This window comes from Streptomyces sp. NPDC001663, assembly GCF_042893105.1.
In the GTDB taxonomy this organism is placed as follows: Bacteria; Actinomycetota; Actinomycetes; order Streptomycetales; family Streptomycetaceae; genus Streptomyces.
The window spans coordinates 842,463-864,638 of sequence record NZ_JBIAUR010000002.1 but is presented as its reverse complement, the minus strand read 5'-3'; the positions used below and the strand labels follow the sequence as shown (position 1 = coordinate 864,638).

The 22,176-nt window shown below is 67.9% G+C and carries 22 protein-coding genes; 6 read left to right on the top strand and 16 right to left on the bottom strand.

What is annotated here, in order from left to right; genetic code table 11:
- Positions 1 to 79: 79 nt before the first annotated feature.
- The 3 genes from ACFY1L_RS10265 to ACFY1L_RS10255 are packed head-to-tail and all read right to left on the bottom strand — an operon-like array spanning position 80 to position 1,585.
- Positions 80 to 490, bottom strand: coding sequence for a DUF6113 family protein (locus ACFY1L_RS10265; protein ID WP_388820983.1), 411 nt, complete (start codon positions 488 to 490; stop codon positions 80 to 82).
- The gene (mshB, locus tag ACFY1L_RS10260; RefSeq protein ID WP_388820980.1) at positions 487 to 1,371 is read right to left on the bottom strand and encodes an N-acetyl-1-D-myo-inositol-2-amino-2-deoxy-alpha-D-glucopyranoside deacetylase; all 885 of its coding nucleotides are present in this window, start codon (positions 1,369 to 1,371) and stop codon (positions 487 to 489) included. The genes ACFY1L_RS10265 and mshB overlap by 4 nt, the downstream gene beginning before the upstream one ends.
- A 19-nt stretch (positions 1,372 to 1,390) precedes the next feature.
- Positions 1,391 to 1,585, bottom strand: coding sequence for a hypothetical protein (locus ACFY1L_RS10255; protein ID WP_003992731.1), 195 nt, complete (start codon positions 1,583 to 1,585; stop codon positions 1,391 to 1,393).
- Positions 1,586 to 1,771: 186 nt separating this feature from the next.
- Here ACFY1L_RS10255 and ACFY1L_RS10250 point away from each other — a divergent pair, with 186 nt between their 5' ends.
- Entirely contained in the window at positions 1,772 to 3,892 is a 2,121-nt protein-coding gene (locus ACFY1L_RS10250; protein WP_388820977.1) for a prolyl oligopeptidase family serine peptidase, read from the top strand.
- Positions 3,893 to 4,021: 129 nt separating this feature from the next.
- On the opposite strand, the gene ACFY1L_RS10245 is transcribed toward ACFY1L_RS10250, so the two are convergent.
- Genes ACFY1L_RS10245 through ACFY1L_RS10220 form a run of 6 tightly spaced genes read right to left on the bottom strand, consistent with a single transcriptional unit; the run spans position 4,022 to position 9,770 of the window.
- A complete protein-coding gene (locus ACFY1L_RS10245; protein ID WP_388820974.1) occupies positions 4,022 to 5,071 on the bottom strand; it encodes an ABC transporter ATP-binding protein in 1,050 nt (349 codons plus the stop codon).
- Entirely contained in the window at positions 5,064 to 6,038 is a 975-nt protein-coding gene (locus ACFY1L_RS10240) for an ABC transporter ATP-binding protein (RefSeq protein ID WP_388820971.1), read from the bottom strand. Before ACFY1L_RS10240 ends, ACFY1L_RS10245 begins: the two co-directional genes overlap by 8 nt.
- Before the next feature lie 9 nt (positions 6,039 to 6,047).
- Complete coding sequence (locus tag ACFY1L_RS10235) at positions 6,048 to 6,209, bottom strand: hypothetical protein (RefSeq protein WP_388820968.1); 162 nt, start codon at positions 6,207 to 6,209, stop codon at positions 6,048 to 6,050.
- Between the two features lie 23 nt (positions 6,210 to 6,232).
- A complete protein-coding gene (locus ACFY1L_RS10230; protein ID WP_388820965.1) occupies positions 6,233 to 7,210 on the bottom strand; it encodes an ABC transporter permease in 978 nt (325 codons plus the stop codon).
- Entirely contained in the window at positions 7,203 to 8,126 is a 924-nt protein-coding gene (locus ACFY1L_RS10225) for an ABC transporter permease (protein WP_361265821.1), read from the bottom strand. The genes ACFY1L_RS10230 and ACFY1L_RS10225 overlap by 8 nt, the downstream gene beginning before the upstream one ends.
- Before the next feature lie 6 nt (positions 8,127 to 8,132).
- Positions 8,133 to 9,770 (bottom strand): ABC transporter substrate-binding protein, encoded by a 1,638-nt coding sequence (locus tag ACFY1L_RS10220; protein WP_388820962.1) that lies wholly within the window; start codon positions 9,768 to 9,770, stop codon positions 8,133 to 8,135.
- A gap of 545 nt (positions 9,771 to 10,315) precedes the next feature.
- On the opposite strand from ACFY1L_RS10220, the gene ACFY1L_RS10215 reads away from it, so the two are divergent.
- From ACFY1L_RS10215 to ACFY1L_RS10195, 5 genes are all read left to right on the top strand, one after another.
- Positions 10,316 to 11,305, top strand: a complete 990-nt coding sequence (locus ACFY1L_RS10215) for an ABC transporter permease (protein ID WP_388820960.1) — start codon at positions 10,316 to 10,318, stop codon at positions 11,303 to 11,305.
- Between the two features lie 81 nt (positions 11,306 to 11,386).
- A complete protein-coding gene (locus ACFY1L_RS10210; RefSeq protein ID WP_388820957.1) occupies positions 11,387 to 13,147 on the top strand; it encodes an ABC transporter substrate-binding protein in 1,761 nt (586 codons plus the stop codon).
- Between the two features lie 95 nt (positions 13,148 to 13,242).
- Entirely contained in the window at positions 13,243 to 14,223 is a 981-nt protein-coding gene (locus ACFY1L_RS10205) for an ABC transporter permease (RefSeq protein ID WP_388820954.1), read from the top strand.
- Positions 14,224 to 14,270: 47 nt separating this feature from the next.
- On the top strand, positions 14,271 to 15,308 hold the full coding sequence (locus ACFY1L_RS10200; RefSeq protein WP_388820951.1) for an ABC transporter ATP-binding protein: 1,038 nt from the start codon (positions 14,271 to 14,273) through the stop codon (positions 15,306 to 15,308).
- 26 nt (positions 15,309 to 15,334) lie between these two features.
- Positions 15,335 to 16,381 carry an ABC transporter ATP-binding protein gene (locus tag ACFY1L_RS10195; RefSeq protein WP_388820948.1) on the top strand — a complete coding sequence of 349 codons (1,047 nt, stop codon included), beginning with the start codon at positions 15,335 to 15,337 and terminating at the stop codon, positions 16,379 to 16,381.
- Between the two features lie 171 nt (positions 16,382 to 16,552).
- Here the strand turns inward: ACFY1L_RS10195 and ACFY1L_RS10190 are convergent, their stop codons facing one another.
- The 7 genes from ACFY1L_RS10190 to ACFY1L_RS10160 all read right to left on the bottom strand — a co-directional run bounded on the left by ACFY1L_RS10190 (position 16,553) and on the right by ACFY1L_RS10160 (position 22,137).
- Complete coding sequence (locus ACFY1L_RS10190) at positions 16,553 to 17,779, bottom strand: MFS transporter (protein ID WP_388821186.1); 1,227 nt, start codon at positions 17,777 to 17,779, stop codon at positions 16,553 to 16,555.
- Positions 17,780 to 17,941: 162 nt separating this feature from the next.
- The gene (locus tag ACFY1L_RS10185) at positions 17,942 to 18,331 is read right to left on the bottom strand and encodes a VOC family protein (RefSeq protein WP_388820945.1); all 390 of its coding nucleotides are present in this window, start codon (positions 18,329 to 18,331) and stop codon (positions 17,942 to 17,944) included.
- Between the two features lie 75 nt (positions 18,332 to 18,406).
- On the bottom strand, positions 18,407 to 18,610 hold the full coding sequence (locus ACFY1L_RS10180) for a hypothetical protein (protein WP_388821206.1): 204 nt from the start codon (positions 18,608 to 18,610) through the stop codon (positions 18,407 to 18,409).
- A 14-nt stretch (positions 18,611 to 18,624) separates the two neighbouring features.
- Positions 18,625 to 18,885 carry a hypothetical protein gene (locus ACFY1L_RS10175; protein WP_388820942.1) on the bottom strand — a complete coding sequence of 87 codons (261 nt, stop codon included), beginning with the start codon at positions 18,883 to 18,885 and terminating at the stop codon, positions 18,625 to 18,627.
- A 52-nt stretch (positions 18,886 to 18,937) separates the two neighbouring features.
- Positions 18,938 to 20,062 carry an ABC transporter ATP-binding protein gene (locus tag ACFY1L_RS10170; RefSeq protein ID WP_388820939.1) on the bottom strand — a complete coding sequence of 375 codons (1,125 nt, stop codon included), beginning with the start codon at positions 20,060 to 20,062 and terminating at the stop codon, positions 18,938 to 18,940.
- Positions 20,063 to 20,073: 11 nt separating this feature from the next.
- Positions 20,074 to 21,135, bottom strand: a complete 1,062-nt coding sequence (locus tag ACFY1L_RS10165) for an ABC transporter ATP-binding protein (RefSeq protein WP_388820936.1) — start codon at positions 21,133 to 21,135, stop codon at positions 20,074 to 20,076.
- Positions 21,136 to 21,156: 21 nt separating this feature from the next.
- Positions 21,157 to 22,137, bottom strand: coding sequence for an ABC transporter permease (locus ACFY1L_RS10160; protein WP_388820933.1), 981 nt, complete (start codon positions 22,135 to 22,137; stop codon positions 21,157 to 21,159).
- Positions 22,138 to 22,176: the final 39 nt, after the last annotated feature.

Below are 22,176 nucleotides of genomic sequence, written 5' to 3'. Positions count from 1 at the left end.
CCACTTCTGGCGCGTATCCCACGACCGTCGGGGAAACCCACACGGCACTTGCACGCGCGCTTAACGGCGAAGTGGTACGTCACTTGCCAAGTCGGACGTCACGGCCGCCTGGTTGCCGCCCCTGACCGAGGGTGGCGCAGATCACAGCGACGGCCATGCCTCCGAGCAGGAAGAGGTACGAGCCGCCTCCTGCGCCGAAGAGGAAGTCCCCCTCGGGTCTGCTGGCGGTGAGCAGGATGACCGCGATCACCCAGCCGGCGGCGGGCGCGATGGCCCCGCCGCGGCTCTCGACGGCCCGTCCGCCGCCGAGGCACAGCCCGGCCTCGCCCGCGAGCGCGAGCAGCAGCCCGCCCGGGAACCAGCCGGCCTGCACCAGCGCACCGGCGGCGCCGACGAGCACGCCGAGCACGAACAGGCCGACGTACAGGAACGTCCGCCCGGCGGGGGGCCGCTGCAGCGGCTGGGCGAGCATGGAGCCACGCTCGGTCATGACGCCTCCCTCACGCCGGCGCCGACGTCGAGCCCGGCGAACAGATCGGTCTCCCGCGGTGCTCCGCCCTCCCCGCGCACCAACTCGTAGTACTCGGTGGTGAACAGGGGCTGCCCCAGCTTGTTGGAGAGCGAGAAGTACGGCTCGGCGACGTAGAGTTGCGTGGCGTGCGCCCGCATCGCTGCGGCCTTGGCGGCGGCGTACGCGGTGCCGTCGATCTCGGCGGTGATGCGCTCGTCGGACACGACACCCGGGACGTCGCCGACGGCCGCGGACTCGGCGAAGGGGGCGGCGGACAGACCGGGCAGATCCGCCTCGAGCCGGGCGAAGGCACCCTCGGCGACGGAGCGTGGCACCCGGTTCCAGTAGATCTTGGGGATCTCCCAGCCCTCCGCGGCGGCCAGTTCGGCGGCGCGCATGGCGACGCGGTGGGCCTGGATGTGGTCGGGGTGGCCGTATCCGCCGTCGTCGTCGTAGGTGACGAGGACCTGGGGGCGTACCTCGAGGATCACCTCGACGAGGTGCCGGGCCGCCTCGTCGACGTCGGCCTGCCAGAAGCAGGCCGGGTCGTCGTTGTCGGGGATGCCCATCATCCCGGAGTCCTGGTAGCGGCCCGGGCCGCCGAGCTGACGGAAGTCCTCGACGCCGAGTTCGCGCATGGCGGCGCCGAGCTCGCCGAGCCGGTACTCGCCCAGGGCGGTGCCGGTCAGGTGCTGGAGCTCGGGCGGGATGACCTCGCCGCGCTCACCGAGCGTGCACGTGACCAGCGTCACCCGGGCACCCTCGGCTGCGTACGCGGCCATGGTCGCGCCGTTGTTGATCGACTCGTCGTCCGGGTGCGCGTGCACCAGCAGCAGACGCCGGGCGGGTGGTTCCGTCATGGAGCCCACCCTAGACGGGTCAGAACTTGATGCTGCCGATCATCCCCGCGATGTTCGTCGTCAGCTCGCTGATGGTGGGAGCGACCGTCGAAGAGGCGAGGTAGAAGCCGAGCAGCATGCACACGATCGCGTGGCCGGCCTTCAACCCTGACTTCTTGATCAGCAGAAAGACGATGATCGCCAGCAGCACCACCGCCGAAATCGAGAGTGCCACGGCGGCTCACCTCCAAAGATCCCAAGTACGCGGGGGTCGGACCAAGGGGCAACGAATCCCTGCAGACAAACCAACAAGGACCAGCAGGTTCATACCCACTATGCGCTAGTGATCATAACTATCCGTACGCGCGCATCGATCGGCGCACGGCCGCACAAGGGGGCGCATGGCCAATATGGTCGGGGCATGACGACGACGTCCGACTCCTTCCCCCGCCGGCACGCCCGCACCCAGCGGTTCACGCTCGGCGCGCCGCGCGCGTTCACCGTGGCGCCCGACGGTGCCCGTGTCGTGTTCCTGCGCTCCACCTCCGGTACGGACAGGGCGAGTTCCCTGTGGGTTCTCGATGCGACCGGCGGCCAGGAGCGCGTCGCGGCCGACCCGCGCGCCCTGCTCGGCGGGGTGGCCGAGGACCTCCCGCCCGAGGAGCGGGCGCGCCGCGAGCGCAGCCGCGAGGGCGGCGCCGGCATCGTCGGCTACGCCACCGACGCGGCCGTGGAGTTGGCGTCTTTCGCCTTGTCAGGGCGCCTTTTCGCGGCCGAGCTGCGGGCCGGCACGGCACGTGAACTCCCGGTCCCGGGACCGGTGATCGACCCGCGCCCCTCTCCCGACGGCCGCCATGTCGCGTACGTCGCGCAGGGTGCCCTGCGGGTCGTCGGGGCCGAGGGCGGGGGTGAACGGGCGCTCGCGGAGCCGGAGTCGGCCAACATCACCTATGGACTGGCCGAGTTCATCGCGGCCGAGGAGATGGGCCGCTCGCGTGGCTTCTGGTGGTCGCCGGCCTCGGACCGGCTGCTGGTCGCGCGCGTGGACGACACGCCGGTGCAGCGCTGGTGGATCTCCGACCCCGCCCATCCGGAACGTGATCCACAGCACGTCCCCTACCCGGCGGCCGGCACCGACAACGCGGACGTACGACTGTTCGTGATCGGTCTGGACGGGCTGCGCACGGAGGTGGTCTGGGACCGGGCGGCCTACCCGTACCTGGCGCATGTGCACTGGTCAGAGGCGGGTGCGCCACTGCTGCTCGTACAGGCGCGCGACCAGCGCAGTCAGCTGTACCTGGCCGTCGAGACCGAGACGGGCGCGACCCGGCTCGTGCACGCGGACGAAGATCCAATTTGGCTTGATCTTTTCCCCGGGGTGCCCTGCTGGAGTCCTTCCGGGCAGCTCGTGCGTGTCGCCGACGAGGGCGGCGCGCGGGTGCTCGCGGTCGGTGAACGCCCGCTGACCGGACCGCAGTTGCACGTCCGCGCGGTACTGGACGTCTCGGCCCACGACGTACTGATCTCCGCGTCGGCGGGCGAAGAGGCCGAGTCCCCGGAGACCGGCGAGGTACACGTCTACCGCGTCAACGAGCTCGGCCTGGAGCGCGTCTCGCAGGAACCCGGCGTGCACTCGGCGGTGCGCTCCGGGGGCGTGACCGTGCTGGTGTCCGCCACCCCGGACCGGCCGGGCGCCCGTGTGCAGGTGCTGCACGACGGCAAGCAGACGGCGACCATTGCCTCGTACGCGGAAGATCCCGGTATGTCCCCGCGCGTGATCCTCACCGAAGGGGGCGCACGGCGCATCCCGTGCGCCGTCCTGCTCCCCCGCGATCACGACGGCGAGACGCCGCTGCCCGTGCTGCTGGATCCCTACGGCGGTCCGCACGGCCAGCGGGTGGTCGCCGCGCACAATCCGCATCTGATCTCACAGTGGTTCGCCGACCAGGGTTTCGCGGTGATCGTCGCCGACGGGCGGGGTACACCGGGCCGCTCCCCCGCCTGGGAGAAGGCGATCCGGGACGAGGTCGCGGCGGTGACCCTTCAGGACCAGGTGGACGCGCTGCAGGCGCTCGCCGCCGACTTCCCGCTCGACCTGGGCCGGGTCGCGATCCGCGGCTGGTCCTTCGGCGGCTATCTGGCGGCGCTCGCGGCGCTGCGCCGCCCGGACGTCTTCCACGCGGCCGTGGTCGGCGCCCCGGTCACGGATCTGCGGCTGTACGACACCCACTACCAGGAGCGCTACATCGGTCACCCGGGCAAGCAGCCCGAGGTCTACCGCCGCAACTCGGTGATCGACGACGAGGGTCTGGTGGACGCGGCCGAGCCGCACCGCCCGATGATGGTCATTCATGGCTTCGCGGACGACAACGTGGTGGTCGCCCACTCCCTGCGGCTGTCCTCGGCCCTGCTGGCCGCCGGCCGTCCGCACGAGGTGCTGCCGCTGTCCGGCGTCACGCACATGACGCCACAGGAGTCGGTCGCCGAGAACCTGCTACTGCTCCAACTGGACTTCCTGAAGCGCTCCCTGGGGCTGTCATAGCCACACAAATGCGCATCAACCGCGTTAACACGCAGGCAACTTGACCGACCCGATCCCGATATACGGACGCGTCAGTCTAAAGAACGTACGGCCGTGCGGGTGCCGTAAACGGACCGGGGTGCAGCCATGTCACCCCGGTCCGTTGCTTTCTCCCTCCGGGGGAACCACCTGCTTCTCTTCCGCGAAGTGGCAAGCGGAGTCATGAGCCGCCGGGCCGCTCGTGTGCCGGAACTCGGCCGGGACCGCGAGCAGCGGCACCTCCAGCGCGCACCGCTCCTGCGCCTTCCAGCAGCGGGTGCGGAAGCGGCACCCGGAGGGGATGTTGGTCGGCGACGGCACGTCCCCCGAGAGGATGATCCGCTCCCGGTGCTCGCGGGCCTCCGGGTCGGGCACGGGGACGGCCGACAGCAGCGCCTGGGTGTAGGGGTGCGTGGGATGGTCGTAGATCTCCTCGTGTCCGCCGATCTCCACGATCCGGCCCAGGTACATCACCCCGACCCGGTCCGAGATGTGCCGCACGATCGACAGGTCGTGCGCGATGAAGATGTACGACAGCTCGAACTCGCTCTGCAGCCGGTCGAGCAGGTTGACCACCTGGGCCTGCACGGACACGTCGAGCGCGGAGACCGGCTCGTCGGCGACGATGACCTCCGGGCGCAGCGCCAACCCCCTTGCGATGCCGATGCGTTGGCGCTGGCCGCCGGAGAACTGGTGCGGATAGCGGTTGATGTACTCGGGGTTGAGGCCGACGACGTCCAGCAGGTCCTGGACCTTCCTGCGCCGGTCTCCCTTCGGGGCCACCTCGGGGTGGATCTCGTACGGCTCACCGATGATGTCGCCCACGGTCATACGGGGGTTGAGGGAGGTGTACGGGTCCTGGAAGACCATCTGGACGTTGCGGCGGACGGAGCGCAGGGCCTTGCCCGAGAGCCTGGCCATGTCCTCGCCCTTGTAGTGGATCTGCCCTGCCGTCGGCTTCTCCAGGTTGACCAGCATCTTGGCGACCGTCGACTTGCCGCAGCCGGACTCGCCGACGATGCCCAGGGTTTCGCCCTTGCCTAGCGTGAAGTCGACGCCGTCGACGGCCTTCACGGCGCCGACCTGCTTCTTGAAGACGATGCCCCGGGTGAGCGGGTAGTGCTTGAACAGCCCGCTGACCTCCAGAATCGGCTCAGTCATTCAGGCACTCCCTCCAGAAGTGGCAGGCGCTGCGCCGGTCCTCGTCCACCTCGTACAGCGGCGGTACGTCGGTGCGGCACACGTCCTGGGCCATCGGGCAGCGGGGGTTGAAGGCGCAACCGGGCGGGATGTTCATGAGGTTGGGCGGCAGGCCCTTGATGGCGTAGAGCTCCCGGCCCTTCTGGTCCAGCCGCGGGATCGACTCCAGCAGGCCCTTGGTGTACGGGTGTGCGGGCGCCTTGTAGATGTCGTGCACGGGCGCCGACTCCACGATCCGGCCCGCGTACATCACGGCGATCCGGTCGGCGACGTCGGCGACCACGCCCAGGTCGTGGGTGATGAGGATGAGCCCCATGTTGTACTCGCGCTGCAACTCGGCGAGCAGATCCATGACTTGGGCCTGGACGGTGACGTCGAGGGCGGTGGTGGGCTCGTCGGCGATGATGAGGGCCGGCTCCAGGGCGAGGGCCATCGCGATCATGATGCGCTGGCGCATGCCGCCGGAGAACTGGTGCGGGTAGTCCCTGACCCGCTCCTTCGCCGCCGGGATCCGCACCCGCTCCATCAGCTCTACGGCCCTGCCCCGCGCGTCCTTCCTCGACATCCCCTGGTGCACGACGAACATCTCGCCGAGCTGGTCGCCGACGGAGAGCACGGGGTTGAGGGAGGACAGCGCGTCCTGGAAGATCATCGCCATCTCGGCACCGCGGACCTTGCGCCGCTCCTCTTCCTTGAGCTCGAGCAGGTCCCGCCCCTGGAAGATGATCTCGCCGCCCGTGATCCTCCCGGGCGGCATGTCGAGAATCCCCATCACGGCCTGCGCGGTGACGGACTTCCCCGACCCGGACTCCCCGAGCACGGCAAGGGTCTCCCCCGCGTCCACGCCGTAGTCGACCCCGTTGACGGCCTTGGCGACCCCGTCCCGGGTCCTGAACTCCACATGCAGATCACGCACTTCGAGCAACATGACGACGGCTCACCTCAACTTCGGATCGAGGGCGTCGCGCACCGCGTCGCCGAGCATGATGAGCGCGGACACCGTGAGCGCCCGCACACTCCAGGGCCGCCACCGGGCGGGCAGGGCGCACGACAGGTCCGCGTCCCGAGGTCCGTCCGCGGCGCGTGCAACGGCAACCACGCACTTCCAGCACCATCACGCCCTCACCTCAACTTCGGATCGAGGGCGTCGCGCACCGCGTCGCCGAGCATGATGAAGGCGAGCACAGTGACCGCCAGCGCTCCGGCCGGCCACAGGAGCATGTGCGGGGCGTTGCGGATGTAGGCGGAGGCCGCCGAGATGTCGATGCCCCAGCTGACCGTGGGGGGCTTCAGGCCGACACCGAGGTACGACAGGGTCGCCTCCAGGGCGATGTACGTGCCGAGCGCGATGGTCGCCACGACGATCACCGGGGCGACCGCGTTCGGGGCGATGTGGCGCAGCAGGATGCGGGAGTCGGAAGCGCCCAGGGCGCGGGCGGCCTGAACGTAGTCGTTCTGCTTGGCGGTGATCACCGAGCCGCGTGCGATGCGGTAGACCTGCGTCCAGCCGAGCAGCACCATGAACCCGATGACCGGCCAGATCGTGTTGCTGGTCACCACGGAGAGAAGGACGAGACCGCCGAGCACGACCGGGATCGCGAAGAAGATGTCGGTGATCCGGGACGACAGCGAGTCCCAGCCCCCGCCGAAGTACCCGGCGAGCCCGCCCAGGATCGAGCCGAGGACCGCGATGCCGGCCGTGGCCAGAACGCCGACGCTGATGGAGATGCGGGTCCCGTACACGGTGCGCGTGTAGACGTCGCAGCCCTGGCCGTCGTAGCCGAAGGGGTGGCCGGGCTGGGAGCCCTCCTGCGCCTTGGAGAGGTCGCACTTCAGTGGATTTCCCGACGCGATCAGCGACGGCCAGATGGAGATGACGACGAGGAAGAGGATCACCAGCCCCGAGATGATGAAGACGGGGTTGCGGCGCAGGTCGCGCCAGGCGTCGGACCACAGGGAGCGCGGCTTGCCCGCCGGGCCCGTGCCGTCCGGTCCCCCGGGTGTCCTCTCCAGGGTCTCCGCCTCGGTCACGGCCAGGTCCATCGCGCCGCCCATGCCCGCGGAGGAGATGGCGCCCTCGGACTCGTACTGCTCAGGCATAGCGGATCCTCGGGTCGAGTACGGCGTACAGGAGGTCGACGAGCAGGTTGGCCACCAGGAAGACGAGGACGAGTACGGTCACGAAGCCGACGACGGTCTGGGTGTTCTGGCGCAGGATGCCCTGGTAGAGCTGGTAGCCGACGCCGTGGATGTTGAAGATCCGCTCGGTGACGATCGCGCCGCCCATCAGCGCCCCGATGTCCGTACCGATGAAGGTGACCACGGGGATCAGGGAGTTGCGCAGCAGGTGCCGGACGATCACCCGGCGGCGCGGCAACCCCTTGGCGACGGCCGTACGGACGTAGTCGGAGCGGCGGTTCTCCGCGATGGAGGTGCGGGTCAGCCGCGTGACGTAGGCGAGGGAGACCGAGGCCAGGACCAGGCCCGGCACGATCAGCTCGCCGAACGTGGCCTCCGTGGAGACCGACGGTTTGATCCAGCCCCACTCGACGCCGAGCAGCAGCTGGAGCAGCAGGCCGGTGACGAAGGTCGGTACGGAGATGACCACGAGGGTGGTCAGCAGGACCGAGGTGTCGACGGGCCGCCCGCGCCGCAGGCCGGTGATCACGCCCAGCGTGATGCCGATGACGATCTCGAAGAGGATCGCGACGATCGTCAGCCGGATGGTGACGGGGAACGCCGTCGACATCAGCTCGGTGACCTTCTGGCCGTTGAACGCCGTACCGAAGTCGCCGGTGAAGACGTTCCCCATGTAGGTCAGGTACTGCTGCCAGACCGGCTTGTCGAGGCCGAACTCCTTCTTCAGCTGGGCGGCCGTGGCCGCGTCGCACTGCCGCTCGCCGCACAGGCCCGCGATGGGGTCGCCCATCACGTTCACCATCAGGAAGATCAGCAGCGTGGCCCCGATGAACACCGGGATCATCTGGAGCAGACGCCGGACCACGTACCGTCCCATGGGCCGTCAGCCGACCTTGATCTCGTTGTAGACCGGCACGCTGAACGGGTTGAGCGCGACGTTCGAGAGCCGGTCGGACCAGCCGGCGCTGCCGTTCTGGTACCAGAGCGGGATGGCCGCCATGTTGTCGCGGACGACCTTCTCGGCGTTCTGGAAGATGCCGATCGCCTTGGTGGTGTCGGTCTCGGTGTTGGCCTGGTTGACGAGGTTGTCGAAGTCCTTGTTGGACCAGTGGCCGTCGTTGGAGGAGGCGTTGGTGTAGTAGAGCGGCTGCAGGAAGTTCTGGATGAGCGGGTAGTCCATCTGCCACCCCGCCCGGAACGGGCCCGACATCTTCTTCTGCGTGATCTGGTTGCGGAAGTCGGCGAAGGTGCCGACCGGGTTGCCGACGCACGCCTTGTCGTTGCCGAGCGCGTTGTTGATGGAGTTGCAGACGGCGTCCACCCACTCCTTGTGCGAGCCGGTGTCCGCGTTGTACGTGATCTTGACCTGGCCGTTGGGGAGCCCTCCGCCCTCCTTGACCAGCTTCTTCGCCTCGGAGGGGTTGTACTCGCAGGCGCCCCCGCACAGCCCGTCCTGGAAGCCGCCCTTCGTACCGAGGACCGGTGAGGTCCAGTCGGTGGCCGGAGTGCGGGTCTTCTGGAAGATCGTGTTCGTGATCTGCTCGCGGTTGATCGCCATGGACAGGCCCTGGCGGACCTTCTCCGAGCCGCTCTTGTTCCAGTCCGGGTCGTAGAAGGGGAAGGCGAGCGTCTGGATGATGCCGGCGGGCGTGTTCAGATACCGGTTCCCGAGGTCGCTCTTGACGTTCTTGAGCTGGGCGGCCGGGACGTCGTCGACGAGGTCGAGGTTGCCGGCCATCAGGTCGGTGTAGGCGGTGTTGTTGTCGGTGTAGACCTTGAGGTCGACGCCGCCGTTCTGCGCCTTGTCCGTGCCGGGGTAGGCGTCCCACTTCCGCAGGGACATCTGCGAGCCCTTGGTGTACGAGTCCACTGTGTACGGCCCGTTGCCGACCGGCTTCTTGATCCACGCGGCGTGGTCCGTGAAGAAGGCCTGGGGCAGCGGCGCGAAGGCCGGGTAGCCGAGGGTGTCCGGGAAGGTCGAGAACTTCTGGGTGAGCTTGACGGTGAAGGTCTGGCCGCCGGTGACCTTGAGGCCGGAGAGCGTGTCGGCGGTCTGCTTGCCGCTCTCCGGATGGACCTTGTCGTAGCCCTCGATGTACCCGAAGAAGTACGCGTTCTTCTGGTTGTTCTTGAGACTGGCGCCGTAGTTCCAGGCGTCGACGAAGGACTTGGCGGTGACGGCCTCGCCGTTGCTGAACTTCCAGCCGCTCTTGACGGTGACCGTGAAGTTCTGCGAGTCCGTGGTGTCGATCTTCTCGGCGAGCATGTCCTCGGCCGCGCCGGTCTTGGAGTTGTACCGCTTGAGCCCCCGGAAGATCATGTCGAGGACCTTGCCGCCCTGCACCTCGTTGGTGTTGGCCGGCTCCAGCGGATTCTGCGGGTCACCCCAGGAGGAGCTGAGCACCGCGCCGCTGTCCCCACTGCCGCTGCCGCTGTCGCTGCCGCCGCCTCCACAGGCCGTCGCGGCGAGCGCGACCGCCGCCGCGCCCACGACCCATCTGGCGTGCGTGGCTCCGCGCATGGAGTGCCTCCTCGTGACCGCCGGTCCGTTACCGGTTCCGTTACCGGCCAATATCGGCTCAAAAGGTTCATGTCGCATACGCGCCGAGGCCATTAGGGGATCTTCCGAGGGGGCTCACCATCCGGACGGCCGCACGGGGGCCCCACGAAGATCACCCGCCGGCCTTGCGCGACAATGAATCTTCCACGCGGAGCGCAATGGATCTTCACCATCCGATGCCGAACCGTTGGATTGCTACGTCAAGATGTACGGATTTCGATACGGAGGCATCCGCATATCGAACTCGTTGCCCGTTTCGCGTAGTTGGCCCGAATCGGGACACGGATCGATTACAACGTGCTACACGCGTAGCTACAGAACAGTCAAGCACGAGTCAAGAAGGTAAAGAGAAACCCAAGCCGACCCAGATTTTATTGACCTTGAACGAATTGCGTTGAAAAAGTCCGGCGTAGCCCGTAGGGAGCGCCCTGCGGAGTCATCAGACCCTCCCTTGGGCCAGGAGCACCATGACCCCCCCAACTCCATCGGCGGCTGCCCCGCTTGAGGTGACCGACGCAAGCGTCGAGAAGTCACCTTCGCCCTCCACCCCTAAGGGCAACGAGAGCCGCTCCCCCGGGCGTCTGGCCTGGACTCGCTTCAAGCGTGACCGCACGGGTGTTATATCCGCCTACATCGTGATCTTCTTCTTCGTGATCGCGATCGCCGCGCCGCTGATCGCCAAGCTGTACGGCAAGGACCCGTACACCTCGTACTCCAGCAAGGACCCGAGCCTGCTGAACGCGTTCTCGTACCCGGCGGGCGCCAACGGCGGCATCAGCTCCGAGTTCTGGTTCGGCATCGAGCCCCAGCTCGGCCGGGACGTCTTCACGTTCCTTCTCTACGGCATCCGTACCTCGCTGGGCATCGCCACCGCCGCGACCCTGCTCACCACGCTCTTCGGCGTCATCATCGGCGTAACGGCGGGCTACCTGGGCGGCAGGACCGACTACCTCGTCGGCCGGATCATCGACATCGTGCTGTCGTTCCCGTCCACGCTGTTCTTCATCGCGTTCATGCCGGTCGTGTACGGCTTCTTCGTCGCCGCCGACGACAACATCCCGACCGGTCTGATCGCCGCCTCCTTGATCATCGTGCTGTCCGCCTTCGGCTGGGCATCGATCGCCCGACTGCTGCGCGGCCAGGTACTCGGCCTGCGCGAGCGGGAGTTCGTCGAGGCCGCGAAGGTCACGGGCGCTTCACCGATGCGCATCGTGTTCAAGGAGCTGCTGCCGAACCTGTGGACCCCGATCATCATCCAGTCCACGCTCATGCTTCCGACCTATGTGACCGCCGAGGCGGGCCTCGCCTTCCTCGGGGTCGGCATCACGGACCCGACCCCCGACTGGGGCGTCATGATCGGCCGAGGCGCCCAGTTCTACACCGAGGACTTCACCTTCATGCTCTTCCCGGGCCTGTCGATGGTGATCTTCGTCCTCGCCTTCAACCTGCTCGGCGACTCGGTGCGCGACGCGCTCGACCCGAAGTCCAAGCGGTAACCCCCAGTCCCATCCCGGCCCGGATCGACGCCGTCCGGCTGGTCACGTCCGTCCCGACAAAATCCACGAGGCAGGCTCAGCATGTCCTTTTCCCGTAGAAACTTCCTGATCGCCACCGGTGTGGCCGCGGCCGGCACCACCGTGCTGAGTGCCTGCAGCAGCGGCAGCAGCAGCGGTTCGTCGAGCAACAAGGTCCCCTCGGTCACCGGCGCCAAGACCATGAACATCCCGGTCGGCACCAAGGCCGACTCGACGGGTCCGGCGCCTGAGGTCAAGGGTGCGGTCAAGGGCGGGACGATCTACTCGCTCGACCAGTTCGACATGGACCACCTGGACCCGGCGCAGATCTATGTCTCGACCGAGGGCGCCATCTCCCGGCCGATCCTGCGCGGGCTCACCGGCTACAAGATCGACGAGAAGGGTGGCTGCACGCTGGTCGGCGACGTCGCCACCGACGCCGGCACCATGAAGGACGGCGGCAAGACCTGGTCGTTCACGATCAAGGACGGCATCAAGTGGGAGGACGGCGCCGACCTCTCCATGGACGACGTCCGCCACACCTTCGAGCGCCTCTTCGCCTCCTTCGTCACCGAGGGTCCGCGCTACGTCCAGCAGTGGCTGGTCGGCGGCGACAAGTACAAGGGCCCCTACGACGGCAAGAGCCTCGACTCCATCGAGATCGACGGCAAGACCGTCACCTTCCGCCTCACCGAGGCCCGCGCCGACTTCAACTACACGCTCGCCATGCCGGGTTACGGTCTCGTGCCGAAGAAGAAGGACACCAAGGAGAAGTACGACAAGCGTCCGTACTCCCTCGGCCCGTACAAGATCGACAGCCGCCAGGTCGGCAAGTCGCTGACGTACGTGCGCAACGAGCACTGGGACCCGAAGACGGACTCGATCCGCAACGCCTACCCGGACAAGTTCATCTTCCAGTTCGGCTTCGAGCCGGTCGCCTCCACCGACCGCTACATCGCGGACAAGGGCAACGACCAGTACACGGTGTCGATCTTCAACGAGGTCGCCCCCGAGCGCACCGCCCAGGTGCTCACCAACGCCACGCTGAAGAAGCGCGTCCTCACCCAGGTCGACACGGTCACCTACTACTGGCCGATCAACACCACTCGGATCAAGGACGTCAAGGTCCGTCAGGCCATCAACTACGCCTGGCCGCACCAGCAGCTGCAGACCATCCGCGGCGGCGCGTCCACCAGCGAGCTGGCCACCACGATCCTCTCCCCGGTGACCCCCGGCTACGAGAAGTTCGACCTCTACGGCACGGACAAGAAGCCCGGCGGTGACCCGGCGAAGGCCAAGGCCCTGCTGAAGGAAGCCGGCAAGGTCGGCCAGAAGCTGGTCATCGCCTACCAGCAGTCCGACAACGCCGTGAAGCAGGCCGTGGCCATCAAGAGCGCCCTGGAAGAGGCGGGCTTCAAGGTGGTCAACAAGCAGGTTGACAAGTCGACCTTCTACACTCAGATCGGCAAGATCGACAACGACTACGACCTGTTCGCGGCGGGCTGGAGCCCGGACTGGCCGAACGGCTACTCGGTCTTCTACCCCTGCTGGAGCGGCAAGAACATCGGCGACGGCCGTAGCAACTACGCCCAGCTCAACGACCCGAGCGTGAACAAGGCGATCGACACGGCCTCCACCATCGCTGACACGGCCAAGGCCAACAAGGCCTGGGGCGCCATCGACAAGCAGATCATGGAGCTGGCCGCGGTCGTCCCGGACTACCACTCCATCCGCAACTGGATGTACGGATCCAAGGTCGGCAACGTGGTGTACGACGCCGGCAACACCTGCGTCGCGCTCACCAAGCTCTACGTCAAGAAGTAAGCGCGTCGGGGGCGGCCGTTTCGACGGCCGCCCCCTGCGGCCCACCCCCCTCTCAACTCCCCGGCGACGGCGCCCCGTCCGGAAAGTCACGCCCCATGTTCCGCTTCCTTGTCCGCCGAGTCCTCGGCGCGCTGGTCATCCTGTTGATCATCAGCGCCGTCACCTACTGGCTCTTCTACGCCGTACCGCGTGACCCCGCCACGATGTCCTGCGGCAAGAACTGCACGCCCGACATGCTCGCGCAGATCCGGCACAACCTGGGCATCGACCACCCGATCCCGGTCCAGTACTGGGGCTGGCTCAAGGGCCTCTTCGTCGGACGCGACTACGCCGGTTTCGGGCACTGCGACGCGCCCTGCCTCGGCTACTCCTTCGCCAACCGGGAGCCGGTCCTCGGGACGATCCTGGACCGACTGCCGCTGACGCTCTCCCTCGCCTTCGGCTCGTCCGTCGTCTTCCTCGTCTTCGGCATCGGCGCGGGCATGCTGGCCGCCGTCAAGCAGGGCAAGTGGCAGGACAAGGTGGCCAGTTCGGCGTCGCTGGTCGCCTCGTCGCTGCAGATCTACTTCGTCGGCTACATCGCGATGTACTTCTTCGTCGCGAAGCTCGGCATCCTGGACAACCCCTCGTACACGCCCCTCACCGAGAACCCGGCCGCCTGGGCCTCCGGCCTGCTGCTGCCGTGGCTGGTGCTGTCCCTGATCTGGACCGCCAACTACACCCGTATGACGCGCTCCCAGCTGGTCGAGACGCTCAGTGAGGACTACGTCCGCACGGCCCGGGCCAAGGGTCTGTCCCGTCGCAACGTCTTCTTCCGGTTCGCCTGGCGCGGCGCGATGGGTCCGATCGTCACCATCTTCGGCATCGACCTGGCCACGCTCATCGGTGGCGCGATGATCACCGAGTACACGTTCAGCCTCCAGGGCGTCGGCCGGCTCGCGGTGCAGTCCGTGGAGAAGAGCGACCTGCCCATGCTGGTGGGCGTGACCATGCTGTCGGCCGGCGCGATCGTGCTCTTCAACATCGTCGTCGACGCCGTCTACGCCCTCATCGACCCGCGGATCCGGCTCGCCTGACCTCCGCCCTGTCCCCTACCTCCGCATCACCCCCCAGGAGCGTCTCCGTGACGAGCACCGATCAGCAGCCCTTCCTCTCCGTCAGGGACCTGAAGGTCCACTTCTCCACCGAGGACGGCACCGTCAAGGCCGTCGACGGGCTCTCCTTCGACCTGGCCAAGGGCAAGACCCTCGGCATCGTGGGCGAGTCGGGCTCCGGCAAGTCCGTCACCAACCTGACGATCCTGGGCCTGCACGACCGCGCCCGCACGGCGATCGACGGCGAGATCCTGCTCGACGGCAAGGACCTGCTCACCGCCAAGGAGCGGGAGTTGGAGCAGCTGCGCGGGAACAAGATGTCCATGATCTTCCAGGACGCGCTGGCCTCGCTGTCGCCGTACCACACCGTGGGCGCGCAGATCGGCGAGACGTACCGCAAGCACACCGGTGCCTCCAAGAAGGAGGCCCGGGACCGGGCGATCGAGATGCTGAGGCGGGTCGGGATCCCGCAGCCGGACATCCGCGTGGACGACTACCCGCACCAGTTCTCCGGCGGTATGCGCCAGCGCGCGATGATCGCCATGGCGCTGGTCTGCGACCCCGAGCTGCTGATCGCCGACGAACCGACGACCGCGCTCGACGTCACCGTCCAGGCGCAGATCATGGACCTGCTCAAGGATCTGCAGCAGGAATTCGGCACCGCGATCGTCTTCATCACGCACGACCTCGGTGTCATCGCCGACATCGCGGACGACGTGCTGGTGATGTACGGCGGCCGGTGCGTGGAGCGCGGTACGAAGCAGGAGGTGCTGCGCACCCCGCAACACCCGTACACACTCGGCCTGTTGAGCTCGATGCCGAGCCTCGACGGTCCGGTCGACGTGCCGCTGAACCCGATCCCGGGCTCGCCGCCCTCGCTGCTCAACCCGCCGTCCGGCTGCCGCTTCCACCCGCGCTGCACCTTCGCCGAGAAGGTCTCCGGCGGCCTGTGCTCCACCGAACAGCCGGTGCTGAAGGTGCTGGAGGGCCGGGGTTCGGCCTGCCACCTCTCACCGGACCAGCGTGCGGAGTTCTTCGCCGACCTTGCCGTGTCCCGGCACAACTGACGGACAAGAGACGGGATTTCACGACCATGAGCAACACCACCCCCCTCCTGGACGTCTCCGGGCTGACCAAACACTTCCCGATCAAGGGCGGCTTCCCGATCCGGCGCACGGTCGGCGCCGTGCAGGCGGTCGACGGACTCGACTTCCAGGTCGCCGAAGGCGAGAGCCTGGGCCTGGTCGGCGAGTCCGGCTGCGGCAAGTCGACCACGGGCCGCCTGATCACCCGGCTGCTGGAGCCGACCGGCGGCAAGGTCCTGTACCGCGGCCAGGACATCACGCACGCCGGCCGCAAGCAGCTGGCGCCGATCCGGTCCGAGATCCAGATGATCTTCCAGGACCCGTACGCGTCCCTGAACCCCCGCCAGACGGTCGGCAAGATCATCTCCGGCCCGATGGAGATCAACGACATCACCCCGGCCGGCGGCCGCGAGAAGCGCGTACGCGAACTCCTGGAGATCGTCGGCCTGAACCCCGAGCACTTCAACCGCTTCCCGCACGAGTTCTCCGGCGGCCAGCGCCAGCGCATCGGTGTCGCCCGCGCCCTGGCCCTGGAGCCGAAGCTGATCGTGGCGGACGAGCCGGTCTCGGCCCTCGACGTCTCCATTCAGGCGCAGGTCGTGAACCTGCTCCAGAAGGTGCAGCAGGACCTGGGCATCGCCTTCGTCTTCATCGCCCACGACCTCGCCGTCGTACGGCACTTCTCGCAGCGCGTGGCGGTCATGTACCTCGGCAAGATCGTGGAGATCGCCGACCGCGACGACCTGTACGAAAACCCGCGCCACCCCTACACGCGGGCCCTGCTGTCCGCCGTACCCGAGGCCACGGTGGACGAGACACCGGCCCGCGAGCGCATCCGCCTGGTCGGCGACGTCCCGTCCCCCATCTCCCCGCCCTCCGGCTGCCGCTTCCGCACCCGCTGCTGGAAGGCGACGGACAAGTGCGCGAGCGAGGCCCCGCCGCTGGTCCAGGTCGAGGGCAACAAGCCCGGCCATCTGACGGCCTGCCACTACCCGGAGACGGCGGACACCGTTCCCGCTCCCCGTCTCTCCAAGAACCCCGAGGCGGCGGCCTGACAACACCCCTTTTCTGTCAGCCGTCCCCTTTCAGGAACGGACTTTCTCGGCCCATTGACCCGAGCCCATGAACGTCCGAGCCTGGGGATGAAGGGCCCGTACGCCCGCTGAGGGTGTGCGGGCCCTACTTTCATGGGGGCACACGGAGAGATCCGTTTCAAGGACCTGCCGTCAAGGGCCTGCCTGAAGTTCTGAAGCTGTGGTCGAAGACCCCGTGTCGTCGGAGGGCCTCTTCGCCGCGCCGAGGGTGCGCACCTGAGGCGAGAGCAGGGCCGCCGTGGTCGCCAGAACGATCAAGGCTGCGCAGCCGGCGAGGGCCCGGCCCGTGCCCACGGACTGGGCGACGGGTCCCGCGGCAAGCAGGCCGAGTGGGGCGAACGCGAGCGAGCCGAACCAGTCGTAGGAACTCACGCGTGACAGGGCCTGTTCGGGGACCTGCCGCTGGATGGTGGTCGCCCAGAGGACGCCGAAGACGTCGCTCGCGATGCCGGCCCCGAACATGGCCGCAGCGATCAGCCAGAGCGGTGCCCGAGCACTGAGCAGAGCAACGGGCACCGCAGCCGGAAACGTGCACAGGACGGCCACCAGAATGGGCCGTTTCACCTTCACGCGGGCGGCGAACCCCGCCCCGGCGACGGTGCCCAGGGACTGCGCGGCCACGATGACCGACCACGCGCGCGCTCCTCCGAGGTGTTGCTCGGCCGCCAGCGGGCCCAGGACCCCGAGGTTGGCGTTGACCGCGGCGACGACGACCGCGTACTGCGCGACCACGACCCACAGCCATTGCCGGGAGGCGAACTCCTGCCAGCCCTCCCGCAGATCGGCCCACCCCGACGACTTCCGGCGTGGCAGGGCCTGCACGCGCAGCCGCGCCGTCAGCCCCGCACTCGCCACGAAGGACGCTGCGTTGAGCGCGAGCGCCCAGCCGGCGCCCACGAAGGCCACGGTCACCCCGGACAGGGCCAGCCCCAGGAGCATGGAACTGTTGATGCCCACCCGCAGCAGAGCATTGGCCTGTTGCAGGCGGTCCGCAGGGACGAGCAGAGGCACAAGGCCGTCCATGGCGGGGGCGAACAGGGCTGTTGCCGTCCCGGCCACCACCGCGAGCAGGCACATGGCGGCCAGGGGCGCATGCCCGGTCAACACCATGGCGGCCAGGCCCGCATAGGCCCCGGCTCCCAGCCCATCGGCCAGCGCCATCAGCCTCGACCGGGACATCCGGTCCGCGATGACACCGCCGGCCAGGATGAAGACCAGTTGCGGCACTGCCTGGCAGGCCAGCACGAGCGAGAGCCTGCCCGCGCTCGCTCCGGGGAGAGCCAGTACGGCGAACGCCAGTGCCACGCGCGCGAAGCCATTGCCCAGTACAGAGATGACGCGTGCGCTCATGAGCAGCACATACTGCCGATCACGCCACAGCGGCGGCCCACCCGAAGAATCCGTCACGGCCAGGAACCCTACGGTCCGCGAACCGACACAGACTCCGAACCAGCCACTTCAGAAGCAGAGAGTCATCCAAACCGCAGCCTTCACCCCCTCCGTCGACGCCCTCAAGACCCCCTACACCCCCCGAGCCACCACCTCCACCTCGAACCCGTCCCCGTCCTCCAGGTACGCCGCGTAGTGCTCGGGGCCGCCCGCGTAAGGGTGACGGTCGGGGAAGAGGAGGGCCCAGCCGTGCGCGGGGGCCGCCTCGGCAAGGGCGTCGACCGCCGCGTGGCTCGGGGCGTGGAAGGCCAGATGATTCAGGCCCGGCCGTATGCGGTCGTGAGCGGTGGCGGAGCGCAGGGCAGGGGACTGTTCGAGCACGATGTAGGTCTCCCCCATCCGCCAACTGCAGCCCCTCGGCCAGTCCTGGTACGGCTCGTATCCCAGCCGCTCCAGCAACCATCCCCACGACTTGGCCGCACGCTCCAAGTCGGGCACCCACAGTTCGATGTGATGCAGCAACTCCCGCCCCTTTTCGCACCACTGGAAAGCCCGATCCTGTCATGCGCCTCCCCCAATGGAACGAGGGCCCGTTGCTCATGGACTGAGGTCGAGGACGATGACACTCGGCAGTGCGACGATGTGCTCCGCCGTACCGGACCGCGTCCGATCCGCCTCCACCAGCGCACACGTCGGCGCGTAAAGAAACCAGCCCTGTGTGGCGTGCGCACGGTCGATCAGGCGGGAGGCCAGGACGTTGCCTGATCCGGCGGCGACCATGGCGGTGTCGTCGAGAATCACATGAAGAGCGTTGGTCACGGGGCGGCCGACTCGGCCAGCCGTCGATCGAGTTCCGCGTCCAGACCGGCCTGTTCGTCGACGCCGGGGTCGTAGCCGTTCCACTCGCGCAGGACCGCTCGAGCGCGCTCGGCTCGTTCGGCGCGCTCGGCAGGAGTGAGCAGCGAGTCCGCGAGCCGGGCCAGGTAGGAACGCAGCGACAAACCCTCACCGGCCGCTATCTCGGCAAGCCGGTCACGGGCCTCGGCAGGGATGCGGGTACGAACCCGTACCCGCATGCGATACCCGCCGAACGACCGCCGAGTCCGGGCCCCAGAACCTGCGCGCCCCTTACTCCTCCGCCCCCTCCTCCAACGCCACCAACGCCGGATCCAGCACAATGTCCTCGTCCCGCGCCTCGATCGTCGGCTCCTCCGGGAAGTGGCAGGCCGTCAGGTGGCCGGCGTGGTTGCCGGAGAGCTGGATCAGTGGCGGTTCCTCGGCGGCGCACTTGTCCTGGGCCTTCCAGCAGCGGGTGCGGAAGCGGCAGCCGGAGGGTGGGGCGATGGGGGACGGGACGTCGCCGGCCAGGCGGATGCGTTCCCGTGCGGCCGTGTCCTGGTCCTCCGTGAGGCTCACCTCGGGGACCGCGGACAGCAGGGCGTGGGTGTAGGGGTGGCGGGGGCGAGTGTAGATGGACGTACGGTCGCCGATCTCGATGATCTTGCCGAGGTACATCACCGCCACGCGCTGCGAGAAGTGCCGTACGACCGCCAGGTCATGGGCGATGAACAGGAACGCGATGCCCAGCTCCTGCTGCACCTTCTGGAGGAGGTTCACCACCTGGGCCTGGATCGAGACGTCGAGTGCCGACACCGGCTCGTCCGCCACGATCAGTTTCGGCTCCAGGGCCAACGCCCTTGCCACGCCGATGCGTTGGCGCTGGCCTCCGGAGAACTCGTGCGGGAAGCGGTTGAAGTGTTCCGGGTTCAGGCCGACGATCTCCAGGAGTTCGCGTACGCGCTTCTCGCGGCCGCCGGCCGGGGTGATGTCGTTGATCTCCATCGGGCCCGAGATGATCTTGCCGACCGTCTGGCGCGGGTTCAGCGACGAGTACGGGTCCTGGAAGATCATCTGGATCTCGGACCGGATCGGCGCCATCTGCTTGCGCGAGGCGTGCGTGATGTCCTTGCCCCGGTACGAGATCGTCCCGGCCGTCGGCTCCAGCAGCCGCGTGATCAGGCGGCCCGTCGTCGACTTGCCGCAGCCGGACTCCCCCACCAGGCCGAAGCTCTCGCCGACGTGCACGGTCAGGTCGATGCCGTCGACCGCCTGTACGGCGCCGATCGTACGGCGGATCGGGAAGCCGCCCTTGACCGGGAAGTGCTTGGTCAGGCCCGAGACTTCGAGCAGCGGCTCGCCGTCCGGACCGGCACCTGCTTCCCGCGGGGCGGGGAGGACGAGGTCCTCTGTCATGACGTCTCCTCCTAGCCCAGACGGGGCTTGATCTCTTCCACGAAAATGGTGCGCTTCTGCTCGGCCGTGAGATGGCACGCGGAGGCGCGGTCCGGGGCCAGGAGCGGGCGTTCGGTGATGCAGCGGGTGCCGCCGACCCGGTCCTGGAAGGTGCACCGGGGGTGGAAGCGGCAGCCGGACGGCGGGGTGAGGAGGGAGGGCGGGGCGCCCGGGATCGGGTTGAGCGGGGCGTCGAGGTCCGAGTCCAGACGGGGCATGGAGTTCAACAGGCCCCAGGTGTACGGATGCTGGGGCGAGCGCAGGACCTGGTCGGTGGTGCCGCGCTCCACTGCGCCGCCCGCGTACATCACCATGATGTCGTCGGCCATGTCGGCGATGACACCGAGGTCGTGCGTGATGAAGATGATCCCCGAGCCGAACTCCTGCTGCAGGCTCTTCAGCAGGTCGAGGATCTGGGCCTGCACCGTCACGTCGAGGGCCGTCGTCGGCTCGTCGGCGATCAGCAGACCGGGGTCGCAGACCAGCGCCATGGCGATCATCGCGCGCTGGCGCATACCGCCGGAGAACTGGTGCGGGTAGTCCTTGGCCCGTTCCTTGGGATTGGGGATGCCGACCTTGCCGAGCATCTCCACCGCACGGTCCCAGGCCGCCTTCTTCGAGGCGCCGGTGTGCTTCATGAACGGTTCGGCGATCTGCCGGCCCACCGTGTAGTAGGGCGACAGCGCGGTGAGCGGGTCCTGGAAGATCATCGCGACCTTGTTGCCGCGCAGCTTCTCCAGCTCCGACTCCCGGGCCGTGGTCAACTCCTGGCCCTCCAGGAGGATTTCGCCCTCGACGGTGGTGAACATCGGGTTGTGCAGCCCGAGGATCGTCAGGTTGGTGACGGACTTGCCGGAGCCCGACTCGCCCACGATGCCGAGGGTCTTGCCCTTCTCCAGGTCGAAGGAGAGCCCGTCGACGGCCTTCACGATGCCGTCCTCGGTCTTGAAGCTGACGTGCAGGTCCCGCACCGAGAGGAAGGCGCCCTCGTCGGCCGGTACGGGTGCGCCGGCTTCCTTGGTCACAGTGGTCACGACAGTCTCCTCATACCCGGCCTAGGACAACCGCACGCGCGGGTCGATGAAGGCGTAACAGGCGTCGACGATGATGTTGAACAGCAGGATCATGGTGGCCGAGAACAGCATCACGCCCAGCAGCAGCGGCAGATCGCTGAACGACACGGCGTCCACGGCGAGATGGCCGAGCCCCGGCAGACCGAACGTGTACTCGGTGATGATGGCGCCGCCGAGGAGCGAGCCGAGGTCGATGCCGAAGATGGTGACGATCGGGATCAGCGAACCCCGCCAGGCGTAGCGGAAGAAGACGTACTTGCGGGACATGCCCTTGGCGCGGGCGGTGCGGACGTGCTCCTCCTGGAGCTGCTCGATCATCGACGAGCGCGCCATACGGGTGTACTGCGAGGCGAAGATCGTCGACAGCACCACCCACGGGATGATCAGCCCGGTGAACCAGGTGACCGGATCGGCGGTGAAGTCGTTGTACGCGGGTTTGCTGAAGACGTGCGTCTGGTAGACGAGCGCGGCCAGCGCCAGCGGTCCCAGGAAGTAGATCTGCATCGAACTGAGCACCATGGACGCGGCGGTGACCGTTTTATCCAGCAGGGTCCCGCGCTTCCACGCGGCGAGCATGCCGGTGCCGAGCCCCACGAAGAGGAAGACCACCGCGGCACCCAGAGTCAGCGAGACGGTGATGGGCAGGCGGTCCAACAGGGTCGACCAGACCTGGTCGTTGGTGTGGTACGAGTACCCGAAGCAGGGGGCCGGGCAAGGGCCCTGGGCGAACTGGTTGCTGCCGAAGACGAGGTTGTGCAGGAAGATCCCGTACTGCTCGGGGATCGACTTGTCGAGGCCGAGCACATGGTGGATGTTCGCCAGGCTGGTCGGGTTGCACGTCTTGCCGCACATCAGCAGCGCCGGGTCGCGCGGCATCCCGAAGAACAGCAGAAACGTCACGATGCTCAGCAGAAAGAGGATGACGACGGCACCGAGGAACCGGCGGAAGAGGAAGCGCAGCATGACAGGGGCAGCTCTCTGACGTCGACGTGCCGGGCGGTA

Bases quoted from the DNA above. Each gene is read 5' to 3' on its own strand.
- ACFY1L_RS10210 (WP_388820957.1), top strand. From the start codon at position 11,387: ATGTCCTTTTCCCGTAGAAACTTCCTGATCGCCACCGGTGTGGCCGCG.
- ACFY1L_RS10220 (WP_388820962.1), bottom strand. From the start codon at position 9,770: ATGCGCGGAGCCACGCACGCCAGATGGGTCGTGGGCGCGGCGGCGGTC.
- ACFY1L_RS10170 (WP_388820939.1), bottom strand. From the start codon at position 20,062: ATGACAGAGGACCTCGTCCTCCCCGCCCCGCGGGAAGCAGGTGCCGGT.
- ACFY1L_RS10175 (WP_388820942.1), bottom strand. From the start codon at position 18,885: ATGCGGGTACGGGTTCGTACCCGCATCCCTGCCGAGGCCCGTGACCGG.
- ACFY1L_RS10205 (WP_388820954.1), top strand. From the start codon at position 13,243: ATGTTCCGCTTCCTTGTCCGCCGAGTCCTCGGCGCGCTGGTCATCCTG.
- mshB (WP_388820980.1), bottom strand. From the start codon at position 1,371: ATGACGGAACCACCCGCCCGGCGTCTGCTGCTGGTGCACGCGCACCCG.
- ACFY1L_RS10240 (WP_388820971.1), bottom strand. From the start codon at position 6,038: ATGTTGCTCGAAGTGCGTGATCTGCATGTGGAGTTCAGGACCCGGGAC.
- ACFY1L_RS10265 (WP_388820983.1), bottom strand. From the start codon at position 490: ATGACCGAGCGTGGCTCCATGCTCGCCCAGCCGCTGCAGCGGCCCCCC.
- ACFY1L_RS10230 (WP_388820965.1), bottom strand. From the start codon at position 7,210: ATGCCTGAGCAGTACGAGTCCGAGGGCGCCATCTCCTCCGCGGGCATG.
- ACFY1L_RS10160 (WP_388820933.1), bottom strand. From the start codon at position 22,137: ATGCTGCGCTTCCTCTTCCGCCGGTTCCTCGGTGCCGTCGTCATCCTC.
- ACFY1L_RS10195 (WP_388820948.1), top strand. From the start codon at position 15,335: ATGAGCAACACCACCCCCCTCCTGGACGTCTCCGGGCTGACCAAACAC.
- ACFY1L_RS10225 (WP_361265821.1), bottom strand. From the start codon at position 8,126: ATGGGACGGTACGTGGTCCGGCGTCTGCTCCAGATGATCCCGGTGTTC.
- ACFY1L_RS10245 (WP_388820974.1), bottom strand. From the start codon at position 5,071: ATGACTGAGCCGATTCTGGAGGTCAGCGGGCTGTTCAAGCACTACCCG.
- ACFY1L_RS10250 (WP_388820977.1), top strand. From the start codon at position 1,772: ATGACGACGACGTCCGACTCCTTCCCCCGCCGGCACGCCCGCACCCAG.